Origin of the sequence: Streptomyces sp. WMMC940 (assembly GCF_027460265.1) — a bacterium.
Taxonomy (GTDB): Bacteria; Actinomycetota; Actinomycetes; order Streptomycetales; family Streptomycetaceae; genus Streptomyces.
Map to the genome: position 1 here is coordinate 5,689,954 of NZ_JAPZBC010000001.1, position 15,735 is coordinate 5,705,688.

At 69.3% G+C, this 15,735-nt stretch carries 15 protein-coding genes and 1 riboswitch; of the genes, 12 read left to right on the forward strand and 3 right to left on the reverse strand.

Features of this window, described 5'->3' with window-relative positions:
• The first annotated feature begins 117 nt into the window (after window positions 1-117).
• From ctaC to O7595_RS25085, 4 genes are all read left to right on the forward strand, one after another.
• Window positions 118-1,122, forward strand: a complete 1,005-nt coding sequence (ctaC, locus tag O7595_RS25070; protein ID WP_443071720.1) for an aa3-type cytochrome oxidase subunit II — start codon at window positions 118-120, stop codon at window positions 1,120-1,122.
• Window positions 1,119-2,849 (forward strand): aa3-type cytochrome oxidase subunit I, encoded by a 1,731-nt coding sequence (gene ctaD, locus O7595_RS25075; RefSeq protein ID WP_138055781.1) that lies wholly within the window; start codon window positions 1,119-1,121, stop codon window positions 2,847-2,849. Before ctaC ends, ctaD begins: the two co-directional genes overlap by 4 nt.
• Window positions 2,846-3,244: a cytochrome c oxidase subunit 4 gene (locus O7595_RS25080; RefSeq protein ID WP_138055782.1), complete on the forward strand. Its 399-nt coding sequence runs from the start codon at window positions 2,846-2,848 to the stop codon at window positions 3,242-3,244. The genes ctaD and O7595_RS25080 overlap by 4 nt, the downstream gene beginning before the upstream one ends.
• A gap of 120 nt (window positions 3,245-3,364) precedes the next feature.
• Complete coding sequence (locus O7595_RS25085; RefSeq protein WP_269730869.1) at window positions 3,365-4,618, forward strand: L,D-transpeptidase; 1,254 nt, start codon at window positions 3,365-3,367, stop codon at window positions 4,616-4,618.
• A gap of 28 nt (window positions 4,619-4,646) precedes the next feature.
• Here the strand turns inward: O7595_RS25085 and O7595_RS25090 are convergent, their stop codons facing one another.
• On the reverse strand, window positions 4,647-5,045 hold the full coding sequence (locus O7595_RS25090) for a hypothetical protein (RefSeq protein WP_269730870.1): 399 nt from the start codon (window positions 5,043-5,045) through the stop codon (window positions 4,647-4,649).
• Window positions 5,046-5,234: 189 nt separating this feature from the next.
• Between O7595_RS25090 and ctaE the strand changes: the two genes are divergently transcribed.
• The 6 genes from ctaE (at window position 5,235) to O7595_RS25120 (ending at window position 12,544) form a co-directional block, all read left to right on the forward strand.
• Window positions 5,235-5,855: an aa3-type cytochrome oxidase subunit III gene (gene ctaE, locus O7595_RS25095; RefSeq protein ID WP_093653333.1), complete on the forward strand. Its 621-nt coding sequence runs from the start codon at window positions 5,235-5,237 to the stop codon at window positions 5,853-5,855.
• 66 nt (window positions 5,856-5,921) lie between these two features.
• Window positions 5,922-6,731: a cytochrome bc1 complex diheme cytochrome c subunit gene (gene qcrC / locus O7595_RS25100; RefSeq protein WP_269730871.1), complete on the forward strand. Its 810-nt coding sequence runs from the start codon at window positions 5,922-5,924 to the stop codon at window positions 6,729-6,731.
• Window positions 6,728-7,777, forward strand: coding sequence for a cytochrome bc1 complex Rieske iron-sulfur subunit (gene qcrA / locus O7595_RS25105; protein ID WP_269730872.1), 1,050 nt, complete (start codon window positions 6,728-6,730; stop codon window positions 7,775-7,777). The genes qcrC and qcrA overlap by 4 nt, the downstream gene beginning before the upstream one ends.
• Window positions 7,774-9,396 (forward strand): cytochrome bc1 complex cytochrome b subunit, encoded by a 1,623-nt coding sequence (gene qcrB, locus O7595_RS25110; RefSeq protein WP_269730873.1) that lies wholly within the window; start codon window positions 7,774-7,776, stop codon window positions 9,394-9,396. Before qcrA ends, qcrB begins: the two co-directional genes overlap by 4 nt.
• 152 nt (window positions 9,397-9,548) lie before the next feature.
• Window positions 9,549-10,613 (forward strand): anthranilate phosphoribosyltransferase, encoded by a 1,065-nt coding sequence (gene trpD / locus O7595_RS25115; protein WP_269730874.1) that lies wholly within the window; start codon window positions 9,549-9,551, stop codon window positions 10,611-10,613.
• Between the two features lie 74 nt (window positions 10,614-10,687).
• Window positions 10,688-10,805: riboswitch (SAM riboswitch) on the forward strand.
• Window positions 10,806-11,032: 227 nt separating this feature from the next.
• Window positions 11,033-12,544, forward strand: coding sequence for an aminotransferase class V-fold PLP-dependent enzyme (locus O7595_RS25120; protein ID WP_269730875.1), 1,512 nt, complete (start codon window positions 11,033-11,035; stop codon window positions 12,542-12,544).
• Window positions 12,545-12,765: 221 nt separating this feature from the next.
• On the opposite strand, the gene O7595_RS25125 is transcribed toward O7595_RS25120, so the two are convergent.
• Entirely contained in the window at window positions 12,766-13,047 is a 282-nt protein-coding gene (locus O7595_RS25125) for an Lrp/AsnC family transcriptional regulator (protein WP_269730876.1), read from the reverse strand.
• Window positions 13,044-13,769: a rhomboid family intramembrane serine protease gene (locus O7595_RS25130; protein ID WP_269730877.1), complete on the reverse strand. Its 726-nt coding sequence runs from the start codon at window positions 13,767-13,769 to the stop codon at window positions 13,044-13,046. Before O7595_RS25130 ends, O7595_RS25125 begins: the two co-directional genes overlap by 4 nt.
• Before the next feature lie 113 nt (window positions 13,770-13,882).
• Between O7595_RS25130 and O7595_RS25135 the strand changes: the two genes are divergently transcribed.
• Window positions 13,883-14,125: a hypothetical protein gene (locus O7595_RS25135; RefSeq protein ID WP_269730878.1), complete on the forward strand. Its 243-nt coding sequence runs from the start codon at window positions 13,883-13,885 to the stop codon at window positions 14,123-14,125.
• 42 nt (window positions 14,126-14,167) lie between these two features.
• Complete coding sequence (locus O7595_RS25140) at window positions 14,168-15,526, forward strand: NYN domain-containing protein (RefSeq protein ID WP_269730879.1); 1,359 nt, start codon at window positions 14,168-14,170, stop codon at window positions 15,524-15,526.
• Window positions 15,527-15,735: the final 209 nt, after the last annotated feature.

The following is a 15,735-nucleotide window of genomic DNA, read 5'->3' on the forward strand; positions in this document are numbered from 1 at the left end:
GTCCAGTAGGGTTTGGTCCGCATAAACATCCAAACCCCTGCCCGCGCCAGGGCCGGCGACCGACCAGCGAGACGGCCGCGGGCGGTCGCGCGGGCGAGACTCTCGGGAAGGCGCTACGTGAGTCCCAACGGCTCCGACCTCCCCCACCGCCCGAACGGCGGGGGCGGTACCCCCATGTCGCGGCGCCCGATGCGGCGGAAGCTGCCGCAGGTGCTGACGGCGGGCTTGATCGTGGCATCCGCCACGGGTTGCTCCCCCACTTGGGAGGACTTCCCCCGCCTCGGTATGCCCACCCCCGTCACGGAGGAGGCTCCCCGGATCCTCTCCCTCTGGCAGGGCTCGTGGGCGGCTGCCCTCGCCGTGGGCGTGCTGGTGTGGGGTCTGATCCTGTGGAGCGTCATCTTCCACCGGCGCAGCCGGACCAAGGTCGAGGTTCCCCCGCAGACCCGGTACAACATGCCCATCGAGGCGCTGTACACCGTGGTCCCGCTCATCATCGTCTCGGTGCTGTTCTACTTCACCGCGCGTGACGAGTCGAAGCTCCTCGCCCTCTCCGACAAGCCCGCCCACACCGTCAACGTGGTCGGCTACCAGTGGAGCTGGGGCTTCAACTACCTCGAGGACGTGGACGGGAACCCGGCCACCGGCGATGCAGCGGCCCAGAAGACCCTGAACGCGATTCCGGACAAGTACACCAACGACTTCCCCAAGGGTGCCGAGGGCGTCTACGACGCCGGCATCCCGGGCGACCGGAACCCGCAGACGGGCAACCCCGGCCCCACGCTGTGGCTGCCGAAGGGCGAGAAGGTCCGCTTCATCCTGACGTCGCGGGACGTCATCCACTCCTTCTGGGTGGTCCCCTTCCTGTTCAAGCAGGACGTCATCCCGGGCCACACCAACGTCTTCGAGGTCACTCCGAACCAGGAGGGCACCTTCCTGGGCAAGTGCGCCGAGCTCTGCGGTGTCGACCACTCCCGGATGCTCTTCAACGTCAAGGTCGTCTCCCCGGAGCGCTACCAGCAGCACCTGAAGGAGCTGGCCGAGAAGGGGCAGACCGGCTTCATCCCGTCGGGCATCGCGCAGTCTGACCCGGCCCGGAATGCGGAGAAGAACCAACTGTGAGCATCCTCAACGAACCCCAGGGTGCCGCGGCGGCCGATGACTCGTACGAGAACGAGCTCCCCGTCCGGCGCCGGCAGCCCGGCAACGTGGTCGTGAAGTGGCTCACCACCACCGACCACAAGACCATCGGCACGCTCTACCTGGCGACCTCGTTCTTCTTCTTCTGCATCGGCGGCGTCATGGCGCTCTTCATGCGCGCCGAACTCGCCCGTCCGGGTACGCAGATCATGTCGAACGAGCAGTTCAACCAGGCGTTCACGATGCACGGCACCGTGATGCTGCTGATGTTCGCGACGCCGCTGTTCGCCGGATTCGCCAACTGGATCATGCCGCTGCAGATCGGCGCGCCCGACGTGGCGTTCCCGCGGCTGAACATGTTCGCGTACTGGCTGTACCTCTTCGGCTCGCTCATCGCGGTGGGCGGCTTCCTGACCCCGAACGGTGCGGCCGACTTCGGCTGGTTCGCCTACTCCCCGCTGTCGGACGCCGTCCGCTCGCCGGGCGTCGGCGCCGATCTCTGGATCATGGGTCTGGCCTTCTCCGGCTTCGGCACGATCCTCGGCTCGGTCAACTTCATCACCACGATCATCTGCATGCGCGCCCCGGGCATGACGATGTTCCGCATGCCGATCTTCACCTGGAACGTGCTGCTGACCGGTGTGCTGGTCCTGCTGGCCTTCCCGGTGCTCGCCGCGGCCCTGTTCGCGCTGGAGGCGGACCGCAAGTTCGGCGCCCACATCTTCGACGCGGCCAACGGCGGCGCCCTGTTGTGGCAGCACCTCTTCTGGTTCTTCGGCCATCCGGAGGTGTACATCATCGCGCTGCCGTTCTTCGGCATCGTCTCCGAGATCATCCCGGTGTTCAGCCGCAAGCCGATGTTCGGTTACATCGGCCTGGTGGCCGCGACCATCGCGATCGCCGGTCTGTCCGTGACCGTGTGGGCCCACCACATGTACGTCACCGGCGGAGTGCTACTGCCGTTCTTCTCCTTCATGACCTTCCTCATCGCGGTACCGACCGGTGTGAAGTTCTTCAACTGGATCGGCACGATGTGGAAGGGCTCGCTGTCCTTCGAGACCCCGATGCTCTGGACGATCGGCTTCCTGATCACCTTCACCTTCGGTGGTCTGACCGGCGTCATCCTGGCCTCGCCCCCGATGGACTTCCACGTCTCCGACTCGTACTTCGTCGTCGCGCACTTCCACTACGTCGTCTTCGGCACCGTGGTCTTCGCGATGTTCGCCGGATTCCACTTCTGGTGGCCGAAGTTCACGGGCAAGATGCTGGACGAGCGCCTCGGCAAGATCACGTTCTGGACACTGTTCATCGGCTTCCACGGCACGTTCCTGGTCCAGCACTGGCTGGGCGCCGAGGGCATGCCGCGCCGTTACGCGGACTACCTGGCCGCCGACGGCTTCACCGCGCTGAACACCATCTCGACGATCAGCTCGTTCCTGCTCGGCCTGTCGATCCTCCCGTTCGTCTACAACGTGTGGAAGACGGCCAAGTACGGCAAGAAGATCGAGGTCGACGACCCGTGGGGCTACGGCCGTTCGCTCGAATGGGCGACGTCCTGCCCGCCGCCGCGGCACAACTTCCTCACCCTGCCGCGGATCCGCTCCGAATCCCCGGCGTTCGATCTGCACCACCCGGAGATCGCGGCTCTCGACCAGCTCGACCACGCCGGTCACGGTGCCATCACCGCTGACAAGGAGGCCGGCAAGTGAAGATCCAAGGCAGGATGTTCATCTGGCTGAGCGTCTTCATCCTCGCCATGGCCATCCTCTACGGGGTGTGGTCGAAGGAGCCGGCCGGTACGACGGCGCTCTTCCTGGCCTTCGGCCTGAGCATCATGATCGGCTACTACCTGGCCTTCACGGCCCGGCGCGTGGACGCCATGGCGCAGGACGACAAGGAGGCCGACGTCGCGGACGAGGCCGGCGAGGTCGGCTTCTTCTCGCCGCACAGCTGGCAGCCGCTCTCGCTCGCCTTCGGCGGCGCGCTGGCCTTCCTGGCCGTCGCGATGGGCTGGTGGATCATGTACTTCTCCGCCCCGCTGATCCTGGTCGGCGTCTTCGGCTGGGTGTTCGAGTACTACCGCGGCGAGAACCAGAACCAGTAGCGGACGCGCCGCTCCGGACCACGCAGGGGCCCGGACACTGACCCGTAAGGGTGGTGTCCGGGCCCCTCGTTTGCAGTCATCCGGCGCGCCGCTGCGGGGGGTTCTTCATAGCGTGTGCTCATGAACGTCACGCCGCGCAAGCGCACCGTAGCGAGCTGCACCGTGCTCGCCCTGGCCCTCGGGGCGGGGACGACCGCGTGCGGCGGCCAGGACAGCCACCCGTTGTCGGCGAGGCCGTACGACGCGGCGCGCCAGGTCGCCTTCAACGCGCCTCCCTCGGGCACCAAGGCAGACCCGGACAAGCCCCTGGTGGTCACCGCCAGGGGCAAGGACGGCCGGATCACGGACGTCACCGCAGTCGACACCGCCGGCCGCTACCTGGCGGGCGAACTCTCCGCGAACGGTGCGAGATGGCGTTCCACGGGCCCTCTCGCGGCCGGAACGCGCTACACCGTCCGGGTCTCCACGGAGGACGGCGGCGGCGCTCCCGGCGTCCGCACCCTCACTTACGAGACCGCGTCCCCGAAGCGCCTCCTGGGCGTCGAGCTGGGCCCGAAGACGGGCACCTACGGGGTCGGTCAGCCCATCACCGCCGAGCTCAGCCGCCCCGTGGCCGCCACGGCGGACCGGGCCGCGGTCGAACGGTCCTTCAAGGTCACCTCGTCGCCCGAGGTGGAGGGCGCGTGGCACTGGGTGGACGACAAGAAGCTGCACTACCGCCCGAAGGAGTACTGGCCCGCCGGGGCCTCCGTCGAGGTGCGCAGCAACCTGGACGGCGTGAAGGTCGGCGACCGGCTGTACGGCGGCCCCACCAAGCCCCTGAAGCTGACCATCGGCGACCGGGTGGAGGCCGTCACCGACGCCTCCACGCACCAGATGACGGTCAAGCGCAACGGGGAAGTGATCAAGACCATGCCGGTGACCACCGGCAAGCCGGGCTTCTCGACGCGCAACGGCGTCAAGGTCGTGCTCGGCAAGGAGTACTTCGTCCGCATGCGCGGTACCAGCATCGGCATCCCGGTCGGCAGTGCGGAGTCGTACGATCTGCCCGTCTACTACGCGACGAGGGTCACCTGGAGCGGCGAGTACGTCCACGCCGCGCCCTGGTCCGTCGGCTCCCAGGGGTACGCGAACGTCAGCCACGGCTGCACCGGCATGTCCACCGGCAACGCGGCCTGGTTCTTCAAGACCGTCCGCGAGGGTGACATCGTCAAGGTCGTCAACAGCCTGGGCGCCCCGATGGACCCGTTCGGGAACGGCTTCGGCGACTGGAACCTCGAATGGGACGAGTGGCGCTCCGGCAGCGCGCTGCTGGCGGGGACCCGGGACGGCGGCAGCGCGGCCGACGAGGCACGGTTGCGCCCCAGGATCTGAGGCGTACCGGAGACGGGCCCCCGCGGCGTCAGGCCGCGGCCTGACGCCCGCGCAGCAGTCCCGCCAGGGCCTCGGCGAACTCCACCGGCTCGACGGGCAACGTCACCGCCGCGTCCGCACGGCTCCAGGTGGCCAGCCAGGCGTCCTGCGGGCGCCCCATGAGCACCAGGACCGGCGGGCAGCGGAAGATCTCGTCCTTGATCTGCCGGCAGACGCCCATGCCGCCCGCGGGCACCGCCTCGCCGTCGAGCACGCACACGTCGATTCCGCCCCTGTCCAGCTCCTTGAGGACGGCGGGCAGGGTCGCGCACTCGATGAACTCGACCGCGGGAACGTCGGCGGCCGGGCGGCGGCCCGTGGCGAGCCGCACCTGTTCGCGGGTGCCGGCGTTGTCGCTGTACACCAGCACCGTGGCGGTCGACTGCATTGTTCCTCCGGGATCGTCGGGGAGAACGGGGCTGCACCGATGGGCCGGATGCTACTCCTCACGGGGCCCGCTCAGCACCGCCCGTACCGGCTCAATGACTGCTTTTGATGGGCCGTTCGGGCTGGACACGACTCACTGACACACCGAACGGCACCCCCCGGAGTGAGGGCTGGATAAGCGACCGACATAATGTCGGTCGTGGCGACAGCAACGACAGTAGAAACCGGGCACGCGCACCCGTCGGTCAATCGGCCGAACCTCACCAGCGTCGGAACCATCATCTGGCTGAGTTCCGAGCTGATGTTCTTCGCGGCCCTCTTCGCGATGTACTTCACCCTGCGATCGGTGACGGGTGCCGAGTACTGGGCAGAACGGGCTTCGACCCTGAACTTCCCGTTCTCGGCGACCAACACCACGATCCTGGTGCTCTCCTCCCTCACCTGCCAGCTCGGCGTCTTCGCCGCCGAGCGCGGTGACGTGAAGAAGCTCCGCACCTGGTTCGTGATCACGTTCGTGATGGGTGCGATCTTCATCGGCGGCCAGGTGTTCGAGTACACCGAGCTGGTCAAGCACGAGGGCCTCTCGCTCTCGTCGGACCCGTACGGCTCGGTCTTCTACCTGACCACCGGCTTCCACGGCCTGCACGTGACGGGCGGTCTCATCGCCTTCCTGCTCGTTCTCGGCAGGACGTACGCGGCCCGGAGGTTCACCCACGAGCAGGCAACCGCCGCCATCGTCGTGTCCTACTACTGGCACTTCGTCGATGTCGTCTGGATCGGCCTCTTCGCCACGATCTACATGATCAAGTAGCCGGGCTCCGTACCCGCACACATTCCAGAAGCATCGACGCAGAAGATCCTGACACCGGGGTAATCCGTGAAAAAGCTCTCCGCACGACGACGCCATCCGCTGGCGGCGGTCGTCGTCCTACTCCTCGCGCTGGCGGCCACTGGGGGGCTGTACGCCGCGTTCGCGCCCGCGGACAAGGCGCAGGCCGATGAAACCGCCCAGTCCCTCGCCATCGAGGAGGGCAAGAAGCTCTACACCGTCGGCTGCGCCAGCTGCCACGGAACCGGCGGTCAGGGCACCTCCGACGGGCCGTCCCTGATCGGCGTGGGTTCTGCCGCCGTGGACTTCCAGGTCGGCACCGGCCGTATGCCCGCCCAGCAGCCGGGCGCCCAGGTGCCGAAGAAGCCGAACATCTACTCGCAGGCCGAGATCGACCAGCTCGCTGCGTACATCGCCTCCCTGGGCCCGGGTCCGGTCACGCCAACCGAGAAGGAGTACAACCCCGAGGGTGCCAACATCGCCCGAGGCGGCGACCTGTTCCGCACCAACTGCGCCCAGTGCCACAACTTCACGGGTGAGGGCGGTGCGCTGACGCACGGCAAGTACGCCCCGAACCTCGAGGGCGTGAGCCCGAAGCACATCTACGAGGCCATGCAGACCGGCCCGCAGAACATGCCGTCCTTCCCCGACACGACGATGCCGGAGCAGGAGAAGCGCGACATCATCGCGTACATCCAGACGGTGAACAGCGGCGAGGCGGAGACCCCGGGCGGACTGAGCCTCGGTGGGCTCGGACCCGTCAGCGAGGGACTGTTCGCATGGGTGTTCGGTCTGGGTGCGCTGATCGCCACCGCCATCTGGGTCGCGGCCCACACCGCTAAGGCCAAGAAGTCATGAGTAGCCAAGACATTCCCGAAGAGACCCTGCCCTCCGAGCAGGAGAACGCGCACGGCGCCGTGGCGACGAAGGACCCCTTCGCCGACCCGGGCCTCCCTGCCCACCGGCCGCGGATCCAGGACATCGACGAGCGGGCCGCCAAGCGGTCCGAGCGCACGGTCGCCCTGTTGTTCACCGTGTCGATGCTCGCGACGATCGCGTTCATCGCGTCGTACGTGATCTTCCCGGTCGACAAGATCGTCTACATCTGGCCGTTCGGTCACGTCAGCGCGCTGAACTTCTCGCTGGGCGTGACGCTCGGTGTCGCCCTGTTCTGCATCGGCGCGGGCGCGGTCCACTGGGCCCGCACCCTGATGTCCGACCAGGAGCTGGTGGACGAGCGTCACCCGATCGAGGCCCCGCCGGAGGTCAAGGCCAAGGTCCTGGCCGACTTCGCCGCGGGAGCGGAGGAGTCCGGCTTCGGCCGGCGCAAGCTGATCCGCAACACCCTCTTCGGCGCGCTCGCCATGGTGCCGCTGTCCGGTGTGGTGCTGCTGCGCGACCTCGGTCCACTGCCGGAGGACAAGCTCCGCCACACGCTGTGGGCCAAGGGCAAGCAGCTCATCAACATGAACACGCACGAGCCGCTGCGCCCCGAGGACGTGGCCGTGGGTTCGCTGACCTTCGCCATGCCCGAGGGTCTGACCGAGCACGACCACAGCTTCCAGACCGAGATCGCCAAGGCCGCCCTGATGATCGTCCGGATCCAGCCGGAGGACATCAAGGACAAGCGCGAGCTCGAGTGGTCCCACGAGGGCATCGTCGCCTTCTCGAAGATCTGCACCCACGTGGGCTGCCCGATCTCCCTGTACGAGCAGCAGACCCACCACGTGCTCTGCCCGTGCCACCAGTCCACCTTCGATCTCTCCGACGGCGCCCGCGTCATCTTCGGCCCGGCCGGTCACGCCCTTCCGCAGCTGCGGATCGGTGTGAATGACGAAGGCTTCCTCGAAGCGCTCGGCGACTTCGAAGAGCCCGTCGGTCCTGCTTTCTGGGAGCGCGGATGAGCACTGCATCTGACAAGAGGAAGGCTCCGGCCGGCGAGCGCGTCGCCGACTGGGCCGACGGCCGGCTGGGGATCTACTCCCTCGCCAAGGCCAACATGCGCAAGATCTTCCCGGACCACTGGTCCTTCATGCTGGGTGAGGTCGCGCTCTACAGCTTCATCATCATCATCCTCACGGGTGTGTACCTGACGCTGTTCTTCCACCCGTCGATGAACGAGGTGGAGTACCACGGCAGTTACGTCCCGATGCAGGGCGTGCTGATGTCGGAGGCGTACGCCTCGACCCTGGACATCAGCTTCGACGTCCGCGGCGGTCTGCTGATCCGGCAGATCCACCACTGGGCGGCGCTGATCTTCCTCGCGGCCATGATGGTCCACATGATGCGCGTCTTCTTCACGGGCGCGTTCCGCAAGCCGCGCGAGATCAACTGGCTGTTCGGCTTCCTGCTGTTCGTCCTGGGCATGTTCACCGGTTTCACCGGTTACTCGCTCCCGGACGACCTGCTCTCCGGCACCGGTGTCCGCTTCATGCAGGGCGCGATCCTGTCCGTGCCCATCGTCGGCACGTACCTGTCGATGTTCCTGTTCGGCGGGGAGTTCCCCGGCGGCGACATCGTGGCCCGGTTCTACTCGATCCACATCCTGCTGCTGCCGGGCATCATGCTCGGCCTGCTGGTGGCGCACCTGATCCTGGTCTTCTACCACAAGCACACGCAGTTCGCGGGCCCCGGCCGGACGAACAACAACGTGGTCGGCATGCCGCTGCTGCCGATCTACATGGCCAAGGCCGGCGGCTTCTTCTTCCTGGTCTTCGGCGTCATCTCGGTCATCTCGGCGATCGCCACGATCAACCCGATCTGGGCGCTCGGCCCGTACCGGCCGGACCTGGTGTCCACGGGCGCCCAGCCCGACTGGTACATGGGCTTCTCCGAGGGCCTGATCCGTGTGATGCCCGGCTGGGAGATCAACCTCTGGGGCCACACCCTGGTCCTGGGCGTCTTCATCCCGCTGGTGATCTTCCCGCTGGTGCTGGCGTCCATCGCGGTCTACCCGTTCATCGAGTCCTGGGTCACCGGGGACAAGCGCGAGCACCACATCCTGGACCGCCCGCGCAACGCCCCGACCCGTACCGCCTTCGGTGTGGCCTGGCTGACCTGGTACTTCGTGCTGCTGATCGGTGGTGGGAACGACCTCTGGGCGACCCACTTCCATCTGTCGATCAACGCGATCACCTGGTTCGTCCGGATCTTCTTCTTCGCCGGACCGGTCCTCGCCTTCATCATCACCAAGCGGATCTGCATGGGTCTGCAGCGGCGCGACAAGGACAAGGTGCTGCACGGACGCGAGTCCGGCATCATCAAGCGCCTGCCGCACGGTGAGTTCGTCGAGGTCCACGAGCCGCTGACGCAGGAGGCCCTGCACACGCTCACCGCCCACCAGCAGTACACGCCGGTCGAGATCGGCCCGACGGTCGACGAGAACGGCGTGGAGCGGAAGGTCCCGCGCGCCGAGAGGCTCCGGGCGCGGCTCAGCAAGGCGTACTACGGCAAGGACAACCAGGTCGCGAAGCCGACCGTCGAGGAGTACAAGGAGATCACGAGCGGCCACGGCCACCACTGATCCCCTTCGCTGATCGCAGCGATCGCCACGGCCGGGTACCTCCCGGCGACAGTCGGGCGGAGAGCCCCGTCCATCCGATGGACGGGGCTCTCCGCCGTCCCGGGGGTCGATAGGGTGGGGGCATTCCCATCCGAACGGACCCAGGAGCGACCATGAGCGCTGTGACCCCCGCAGGTGGATCCACCGCGGCGGGCCTTTCCTGGCCCGAGGTGCTGGACTCCCTGCTGTACGGCCGTGACCAGAGCGCGGAGGCCACCGCCTGGGCCATGGACCGCATCCTGCGGGGCGAGGCGACCGACGCGCAGATCGCGGGCTTCGCCGTGGCTCTGCGGGCCAAGGGCGAGACCGTCGAGGAGATCTCCGGGCTCGTGCGGACGATGTACGAGCACGCCAGGACGATCGAGGTGCCCGGGGACACGGTGGACATCGTGGGCACGGGCGGCGACGGCGCCAAGACCGTCAACATCTCCACCATGTCCGCGATCGTCGTGGCCGGCACCGGCGCGAAGGTGGTCAAGCACGGCAACCGGGCCGCGTCGAGCGCGAGCGGCGCCTCGGACGTCCTGGAGAAGCTCGGCGTCAATCTGGAGCTGACACCGGAGCGGGTCGCCGCGGTCGCCGAGGAGGCGGGGATCACCTTCTGCTTCGCGGTGAAGTTCCACCCGGCGCTGCGGCACGTCGCCGCGGCCCGCAGGGAGCTCGGCATCCGCACGACGTTCAACTTCCTGGGGCCGCTGACCAACCCCGCTCGGGTGGGGGCCCAGGCCACCGGCGTCGCGGACGCCCGGATGGCGCCGATCATGGCGGGTGTGCTGGCCGCGCGCGGCTCCAGCGCGCTGGTCTTCCGCGGCGACGACGGCCTGGACGAGCTCACGACGACCGCGACCTCGCGGGTGTGGGCGGTCCGGAACGGCGCCGTGCACGAGGAGACCTTCGACCCCCGGGACGTGGGCATCGAGCCGGTCCCGGTGGAGGCACTGCGCGGCGCGGACGCCTCGTACAACGCGGATGTCGCCCGCCGGCTGCTCGCCGGGGAGACCGGGCCCGTGCGGGACGCGGTCCTGCTGAACTCGGCCGCGGCGCTGGTCGCGCTCGGCAAGGACGAGGGCGATCTCGTGGACCGGCTCAGGGCCGGGATGGCGCGGGCCGCGGAGTCCATCGACTCGGGCGCGGCGAAGCGGGCGCTGGACCGCTGGGTGGCCGCGAGCAACGCATGATGTGGCGCGGGGCGCAGTCCGGATGGCGGACTGCGCCTTGCGTGCCGTGAGACGTGTGGCAGGATGCTTCCCAAGGTCATGAGTGACAGCGACTACGGCCCCGGCCCGCTGTCCGGCAACCCTCCGTCCGTGGCGGGGTGCCCCGGGTGAAGACCAGGCCGTGGGCAGCGAGGTCCGCGGCAAGCGCGGACCCCGCGGACATCGGTGAATGTCGCAACCCTGGGGTCCTGGTCCTCGAGGGAGCTGTCTCGTGAGCAAGCGAATGCGTTAGGGCCGTCGGCCCCTCTCCTCCTCCGTGCGCGTACCCGTGGTGCCGCGCGTCGAGGCAACACCCGTATGCGGAACGGCCGTTGTGAGCCGTCATACCGCGGGCGGGTCCTTTCGCACCTATTCGCCCTTGTCTGCCGGGAGATACCGTCATGTCCGTGCACCCGAACACCGTCGAGACCGCCGCCCCTGCCGCAGCCTTCACCGCCACGTCCGGGGACGGCTCGACCGCGGCCGGCGCGGCCGGCGCCACCGCCACCGCCGTTCGTACCGCCGCCGGCGACCACGACCCCTGCTGTGACGCCCCGCTGCCGGTGCTCGGACGGGACGTCACCGTGCCGCTCGTGACCGGTGGCGAAGTCACCTACGCCGCGCTCGACTACGCGGCCAGCGCCCCGGCCCTGCAGCGTGTGTGGGACGACGTCGCCGCGTACGCCCCGTACTACGGCAGCGTCCACCGCGGCGCCGGGTACCTCTCGCAGCTGTCCACCGACCTGTTCGAGGACGGCCGGGCAACGGTCCATGAGTTCCTGGACTGCCGCGACGGCGACCAGGTCGTGTTCACGCGGTCGACGACCGACTCGCTGAACCTGCTGGCCGGCGCGCTCCCCGACGGCTGCGAGGTCTTCGTCTTCGAGACCGAGCACCACGCCGCCCTGCTGCCGTGGGCGAGCGCCCGCGTGACGTACCTGAACGCGCCGCGCACCCCGGGCGAGGCGGTCCGGACGCTGGAGTCGGCGCTCGCCGGCCGCGATCCCCACGGCCCCGCCCTGGTCTGTGTGACCGGTGCGTCCAACGTGACGGGCGAGCTGTGGCCGGTAAGGGAACTGGCCGCCGCGGCGCACGCCCACGGCGCGCGCATCGTCCTGGACGCCGCCCAGCTCGCCCCGCACCACCGCGTCTCCGTGCGGGAGCTGGACGTCGACTGGGTCGCCTTCTCCGGGCACAAGCTGTACGCGCCGTTCGGCTCCGGTGTGCTCGCCGGCCGCGCGGACTGGCTGCAGGGCGCCGAGCCGTACCTCGCGGGCGGCGGCGCCTCGCGGAGGGTCTCGCGGCGTACCGACGGCGGCGTGGACGTCGAGTGGCACACCACCGCGGCCCGCCACGAGGCCGGTTCGCCGAACGTCATCGGCGTCCACGCGATCGCCTCCGCCTGCAGGGCGCTCACGGAGGCGGGCTTCGACGCCCTCGTCGAGCGCGAACGGCACCTCATCGCGAAGGTCCGTGCGGGTCTCGCCGAAGTGCCCGAGGTCCGGGTGCTGTCGCTGTTCGGCGACGACTCCCCCCGGGTCGGCGTCATCTCCTTCGTGGTGGAGGGCTGGAACAGCTCGCACTTCGCGGCCGCGCTGTCCGCCGAGTACGGCATCGGCGTGCGCGACGGACTGTTCTGCGCCCATCCGCTGGTGCGCACGCTGCTGGGCGGTGACCCGCGGGAGGCCGGCGAGTGCGGTGCCCCGGAGACCGGGCAGGGCGAGCGTAGCGAGGTGGGGGTCCACCCGGCCGAGGGCCGGGGGAGGTCGCTGAACGCGATCCGGGTCAGCTTCGGGGCCGGCACGCCGGACGAGCACGTGGAGCGGTTCGTGGGGGCGGTCGCGGAACTGGTGCGCGACGGTGCGAAGTGGAACTACCGCACCGAGGACGGGCGCTGCGTCCCCGCCGTGTGAGCGGTGCGGGCCGAGTCAGCCGTGCGGGCCGTGTGAGCGGTGCGGGCCGGACGGGCGGCGGCGGGGCCCCTCCCGCACCGGCGCCGGCAGCCCCGACCGCTCTGCCTGCGGCCAGGCCGGGTCCGCGGCTCGCGGCACCGCAGGCCGGGCCCGACCGCTGCGGCGGGCACCGGCCGACCCGGGGGCCGCGATGCCGGGGCGCGAACGCGCTCGACGCGGAACTACGCGTCGAGCCCGATCGCGAACGCCGCCTCCAGGTCGTGCTGGGAGTACGTACGGAACGCGACATGGGTGTCGGTGGCCTCGACGCCCGGGATCTTGCTGATCCGGCCCGGGATCACATCGGCGAGGTCGTCGTGTTTCGCGACCCGGACCATGGCGATCAGGTCGTGGGTGCCGGTGACCGAGAAGACCTCGCTGACGCTGTCCAGGGAGGCGATCGACTCGGCGATCTCGGGGATGCGGTCCACACTGGTCTTGATGAGCACGATCGCGGTGATCACGGCTGTCCTTCTCCCTCGGTGGCCGCTGCTGGGGGTTTCACTCTAGCGGCCTGCCGGAATCGGCCCCACGCGTAGAGGAATCCGATGCCGAACCCCACCAGATGTGCCAGATACGCCACCCCGGGCCCCGTGGACGAGCTCTGGGCCTCCGCCAGCCACTGCAGGACGAACCAGAAGACCAGCACGATCCAGGCGGGGAAGCGCAGCGGCAGGAAGAAGAGGAAGGGGTAGAGGCTTGTCACCCGCCTCCTCGGGAAGAGGCAGAGAAAGGCGCCCAGCACGCCCGAGATGGCTCCGGACGCCCCCACGAGCGTGTGGTCCGACTCCGCGTTGGCCGCCGCGTAGGCGAGGAGCGCCAGATAGCCGCACCCCAGGTAGAAGAGCGCGAACTCCGCGTGCCCCATGCGTTCTTCGACCATGGCGCCGAAGACGTGGAGGAAGAGCATGTTGCCCAGCAGATGGAGCCAGCTGCCGTGCACGAAGAGCGCGGTCAGCGGGGTGAGCAGGGCCCTCGGGGAGCCCCCCGTCAGTTCGCTCGGGATCACTCCCCAGCGTTCGAAGTGGACGGCCTGGGCGGTGAGCAGGGCTTCTCCGGTGCCGTACGACGGGTTGAGCCCGGAGACCGGACCGACGACGAACAGGAGGCAGCACATGCCGATCGCTCCGTAGGTCACCACCGGGCCGGTCGTCATGCCCCGTACCGCTGTCCACCGATCGATCATGCCCAGAGCATGGCGTACCGGGACCGATGCGGTCGGACCGCCTCGCCGTGTCACGGCGGACCCGTGAGGTCGTAGGGTTACGGGCAGTAGGCACGAGGAGACGAGGACGGCAGATGACGACGGTACCCATGCCGACGGAGACCACCCGGTGGCGCTGCACCCTGTGCGGCAATCTCACCCGCTTCGACGTGACCCGGTCCTCCAAGGTCGTCGAGTACGTCCATCTGGATCTGGCGGGGGAGCCCAAGGTGGAGGAGCGCGAGGTGGTGAGTGAGACCATCGAGTCGGTCCGCTGCCGATGGTGCAACGCCGTGGACCAGATCGAACTGGTGGACAGGCCGGGCAGCGGCTCCTGACGGAGCCGTGCGACCCGCGGGAAGACAGTGGGGTGACGGATCGTGGAGCAGCCCGAGAGCGGCGCCGGGCCGGCCGGTGCCGGCGACGCCGCCGAGGCGCTCGACCGCCCGCTGCCGGAAGGCGTGCGGCGACGGGTCGTCGCACTGGTCTCGGACGCCTTCGGCGGGCTGACCGTCACCGAACTGCCCGCCCAGTTGCGGCAGTACGCCCGCTTCACCCCGACCCGCCGGGCGAAGTACGCGGGCAATGCCATGGCCGCGGCCCTGGAGGGCGACCCCGTCTTCCGGCAGCGCATCGGTGAGCGGCTCCGCGACGCCCAGCCCGAGCTCGCCTCCGCACTGGAGTCCGGGACGCCTCCCGCGGCCGCCGACCCCGTCGACGTGGCGGCGGCCGCCTATGTGCTGCGGCCGGCCGGCTGGGGCAAGCTGGTGGCCGCCGCCGGCGAGGAGGCCCAGCGCGTCGACGCCGAGCGCGCGGACGAGGAGAGCAGGCGCGAGCTTCAGCGGCTCCGTGAGGAACTGGACCGGTTGAAGGCGCAGCACAAGGCGGAGACCGAGCGGCTGCGCACCGAGCTGGACGCGGCCCGCAAGGAGTCGGACGCGCTGCACCGCAAGCTGCGCAGCGCCCAGAGCGACGTCAAGCGCGCCGAGGCGGCCGTGCGCCGCGGCAACGCGGAGCACGAGGGCGCCAGGGCCGAGGCGCACGCGCAGGTCTCCGCGGCCGAGAGCGAGGCGCGCCGGCTCAAGGCCAGGCTCACCGAGGCGGAGGCCGCGGTCGAGGCGAGCCGCAAGGCCGCCCGCGAGGGCCGGTCGATCGAGGACATGCGGGTGCGGCTGCTGCTGGACACCGTGCTGGACGCGGCTTCCGGGCTGCGCCGCGAACTGGCCCTGCCCCCCGCCTCCCTGCACCCGGCCGACACCGTCGAGGCGGTGGAGCCCGGCCGGATGACCCCCAAGGACATCGCGGCGCGCGCACTGTCCGAGACCGATCCGGCGATGCTGGACCAGTTGCTGGCGCTGCCCCAGGTGCATCTGCTCGTGGACGGGTACAACGTCACGAAGACCGGCTATCCGACGATGCCGCTGGAGAAGCAGCGGCTGCGGCTGCTCGGTGGACTCGCGATGCTGGCCGCGCAGACCGGCGCCGAGATCACCTGTGTCTTCGACGGCGCCGAACTCGCCGCGCCCGTGCTGCTGGCGCCCCCTCGCGGGGTGCGGGTGCTGTTCTCCAAGCCCGGTGTGACCGCGGACGAGCTGATCCGCCAGCTGGTCCGGGCCGAGCCGCCGGGCCGGCCCGTGGTGGTGGTGTCCACGGACCGCGAAGTCGCCGACGGGGTGGCGAGGGCGGGGGCGAGGCCGGTCGCGTCCGCGATGTTGCTGAAGCGGCTTTCGCGTGTGTAGTGCGACTCGTAACTCCTGGGCCTAATGCCCGATTCCGCGGAACGTACCGTCAAGTCGCCGCTACTGCCCGTGGGGTGTGTGTAAAGAATGCGCTTCGTGGGCCAGATTTTTCTCATGAGGATTTGAACTGATCACAGGAAGGTCACTAGGGTCAGGCCTCGAACCTTCGCGCGGTTGATCGTCCATCCGGGATGACAGCGAAGGAACCG

Bases quoted from the DNA above. Each gene is read 5' to 3' on its own strand.
- O7595_RS25085 (WP_269730869.1), top strand. From the start codon at position 3,365: ATGAACGTCACGCCGCGCAAGCGCACCGTAGCGAGCTGCACCGTGCTC.
- O7595_RS25090 (WP_269730870.1), bottom strand. From the start codon at position 5,045: ATGCAGTCGACCGCCACGGTGCTGGTGTACAGCGACAACGCCGGCACC.
- ctaE (WP_093653333.1), top strand. From the start codon at position 5,235: ATGTCGGTCGTGGCGACAGCAACGACAGTAGAAACCGGGCACGCGCAC.
- qcrA (WP_269730872.1), top strand. From the start codon at position 6,728: ATGAGTAGCCAAGACATTCCCGAAGAGACCCTGCCCTCCGAGCAGGAG.
- qcrB (WP_269730873.1), top strand. From the start codon at position 7,774: ATGAGCACTGCATCTGACAAGAGGAAGGCTCCGGCCGGCGAGCGCGTC.
- trpD (WP_269730874.1), top strand. From the start codon at position 9,549: ATGAGCGCTGTGACCCCCGCAGGTGGATCCACCGCGGCGGGCCTTTCC.
- O7595_RS25120 (WP_269730875.1), top strand. From the start codon at position 11,033: ATGTCCGTGCACCCGAACACCGTCGAGACCGCCGCCCCTGCCGCAGCC.
- O7595_RS25130 (WP_269730877.1), bottom strand. From the start codon at position 13,769: ATGATCGATCGGTGGACAGCGGTACGGGGCATGACGACCGGCCCGGTG.
- O7595_RS25135 (WP_269730878.1), top strand. From the start codon at position 13,883: ATGACGACGGTACCCATGCCGACGGAGACCACCCGGTGGCGCTGCACC.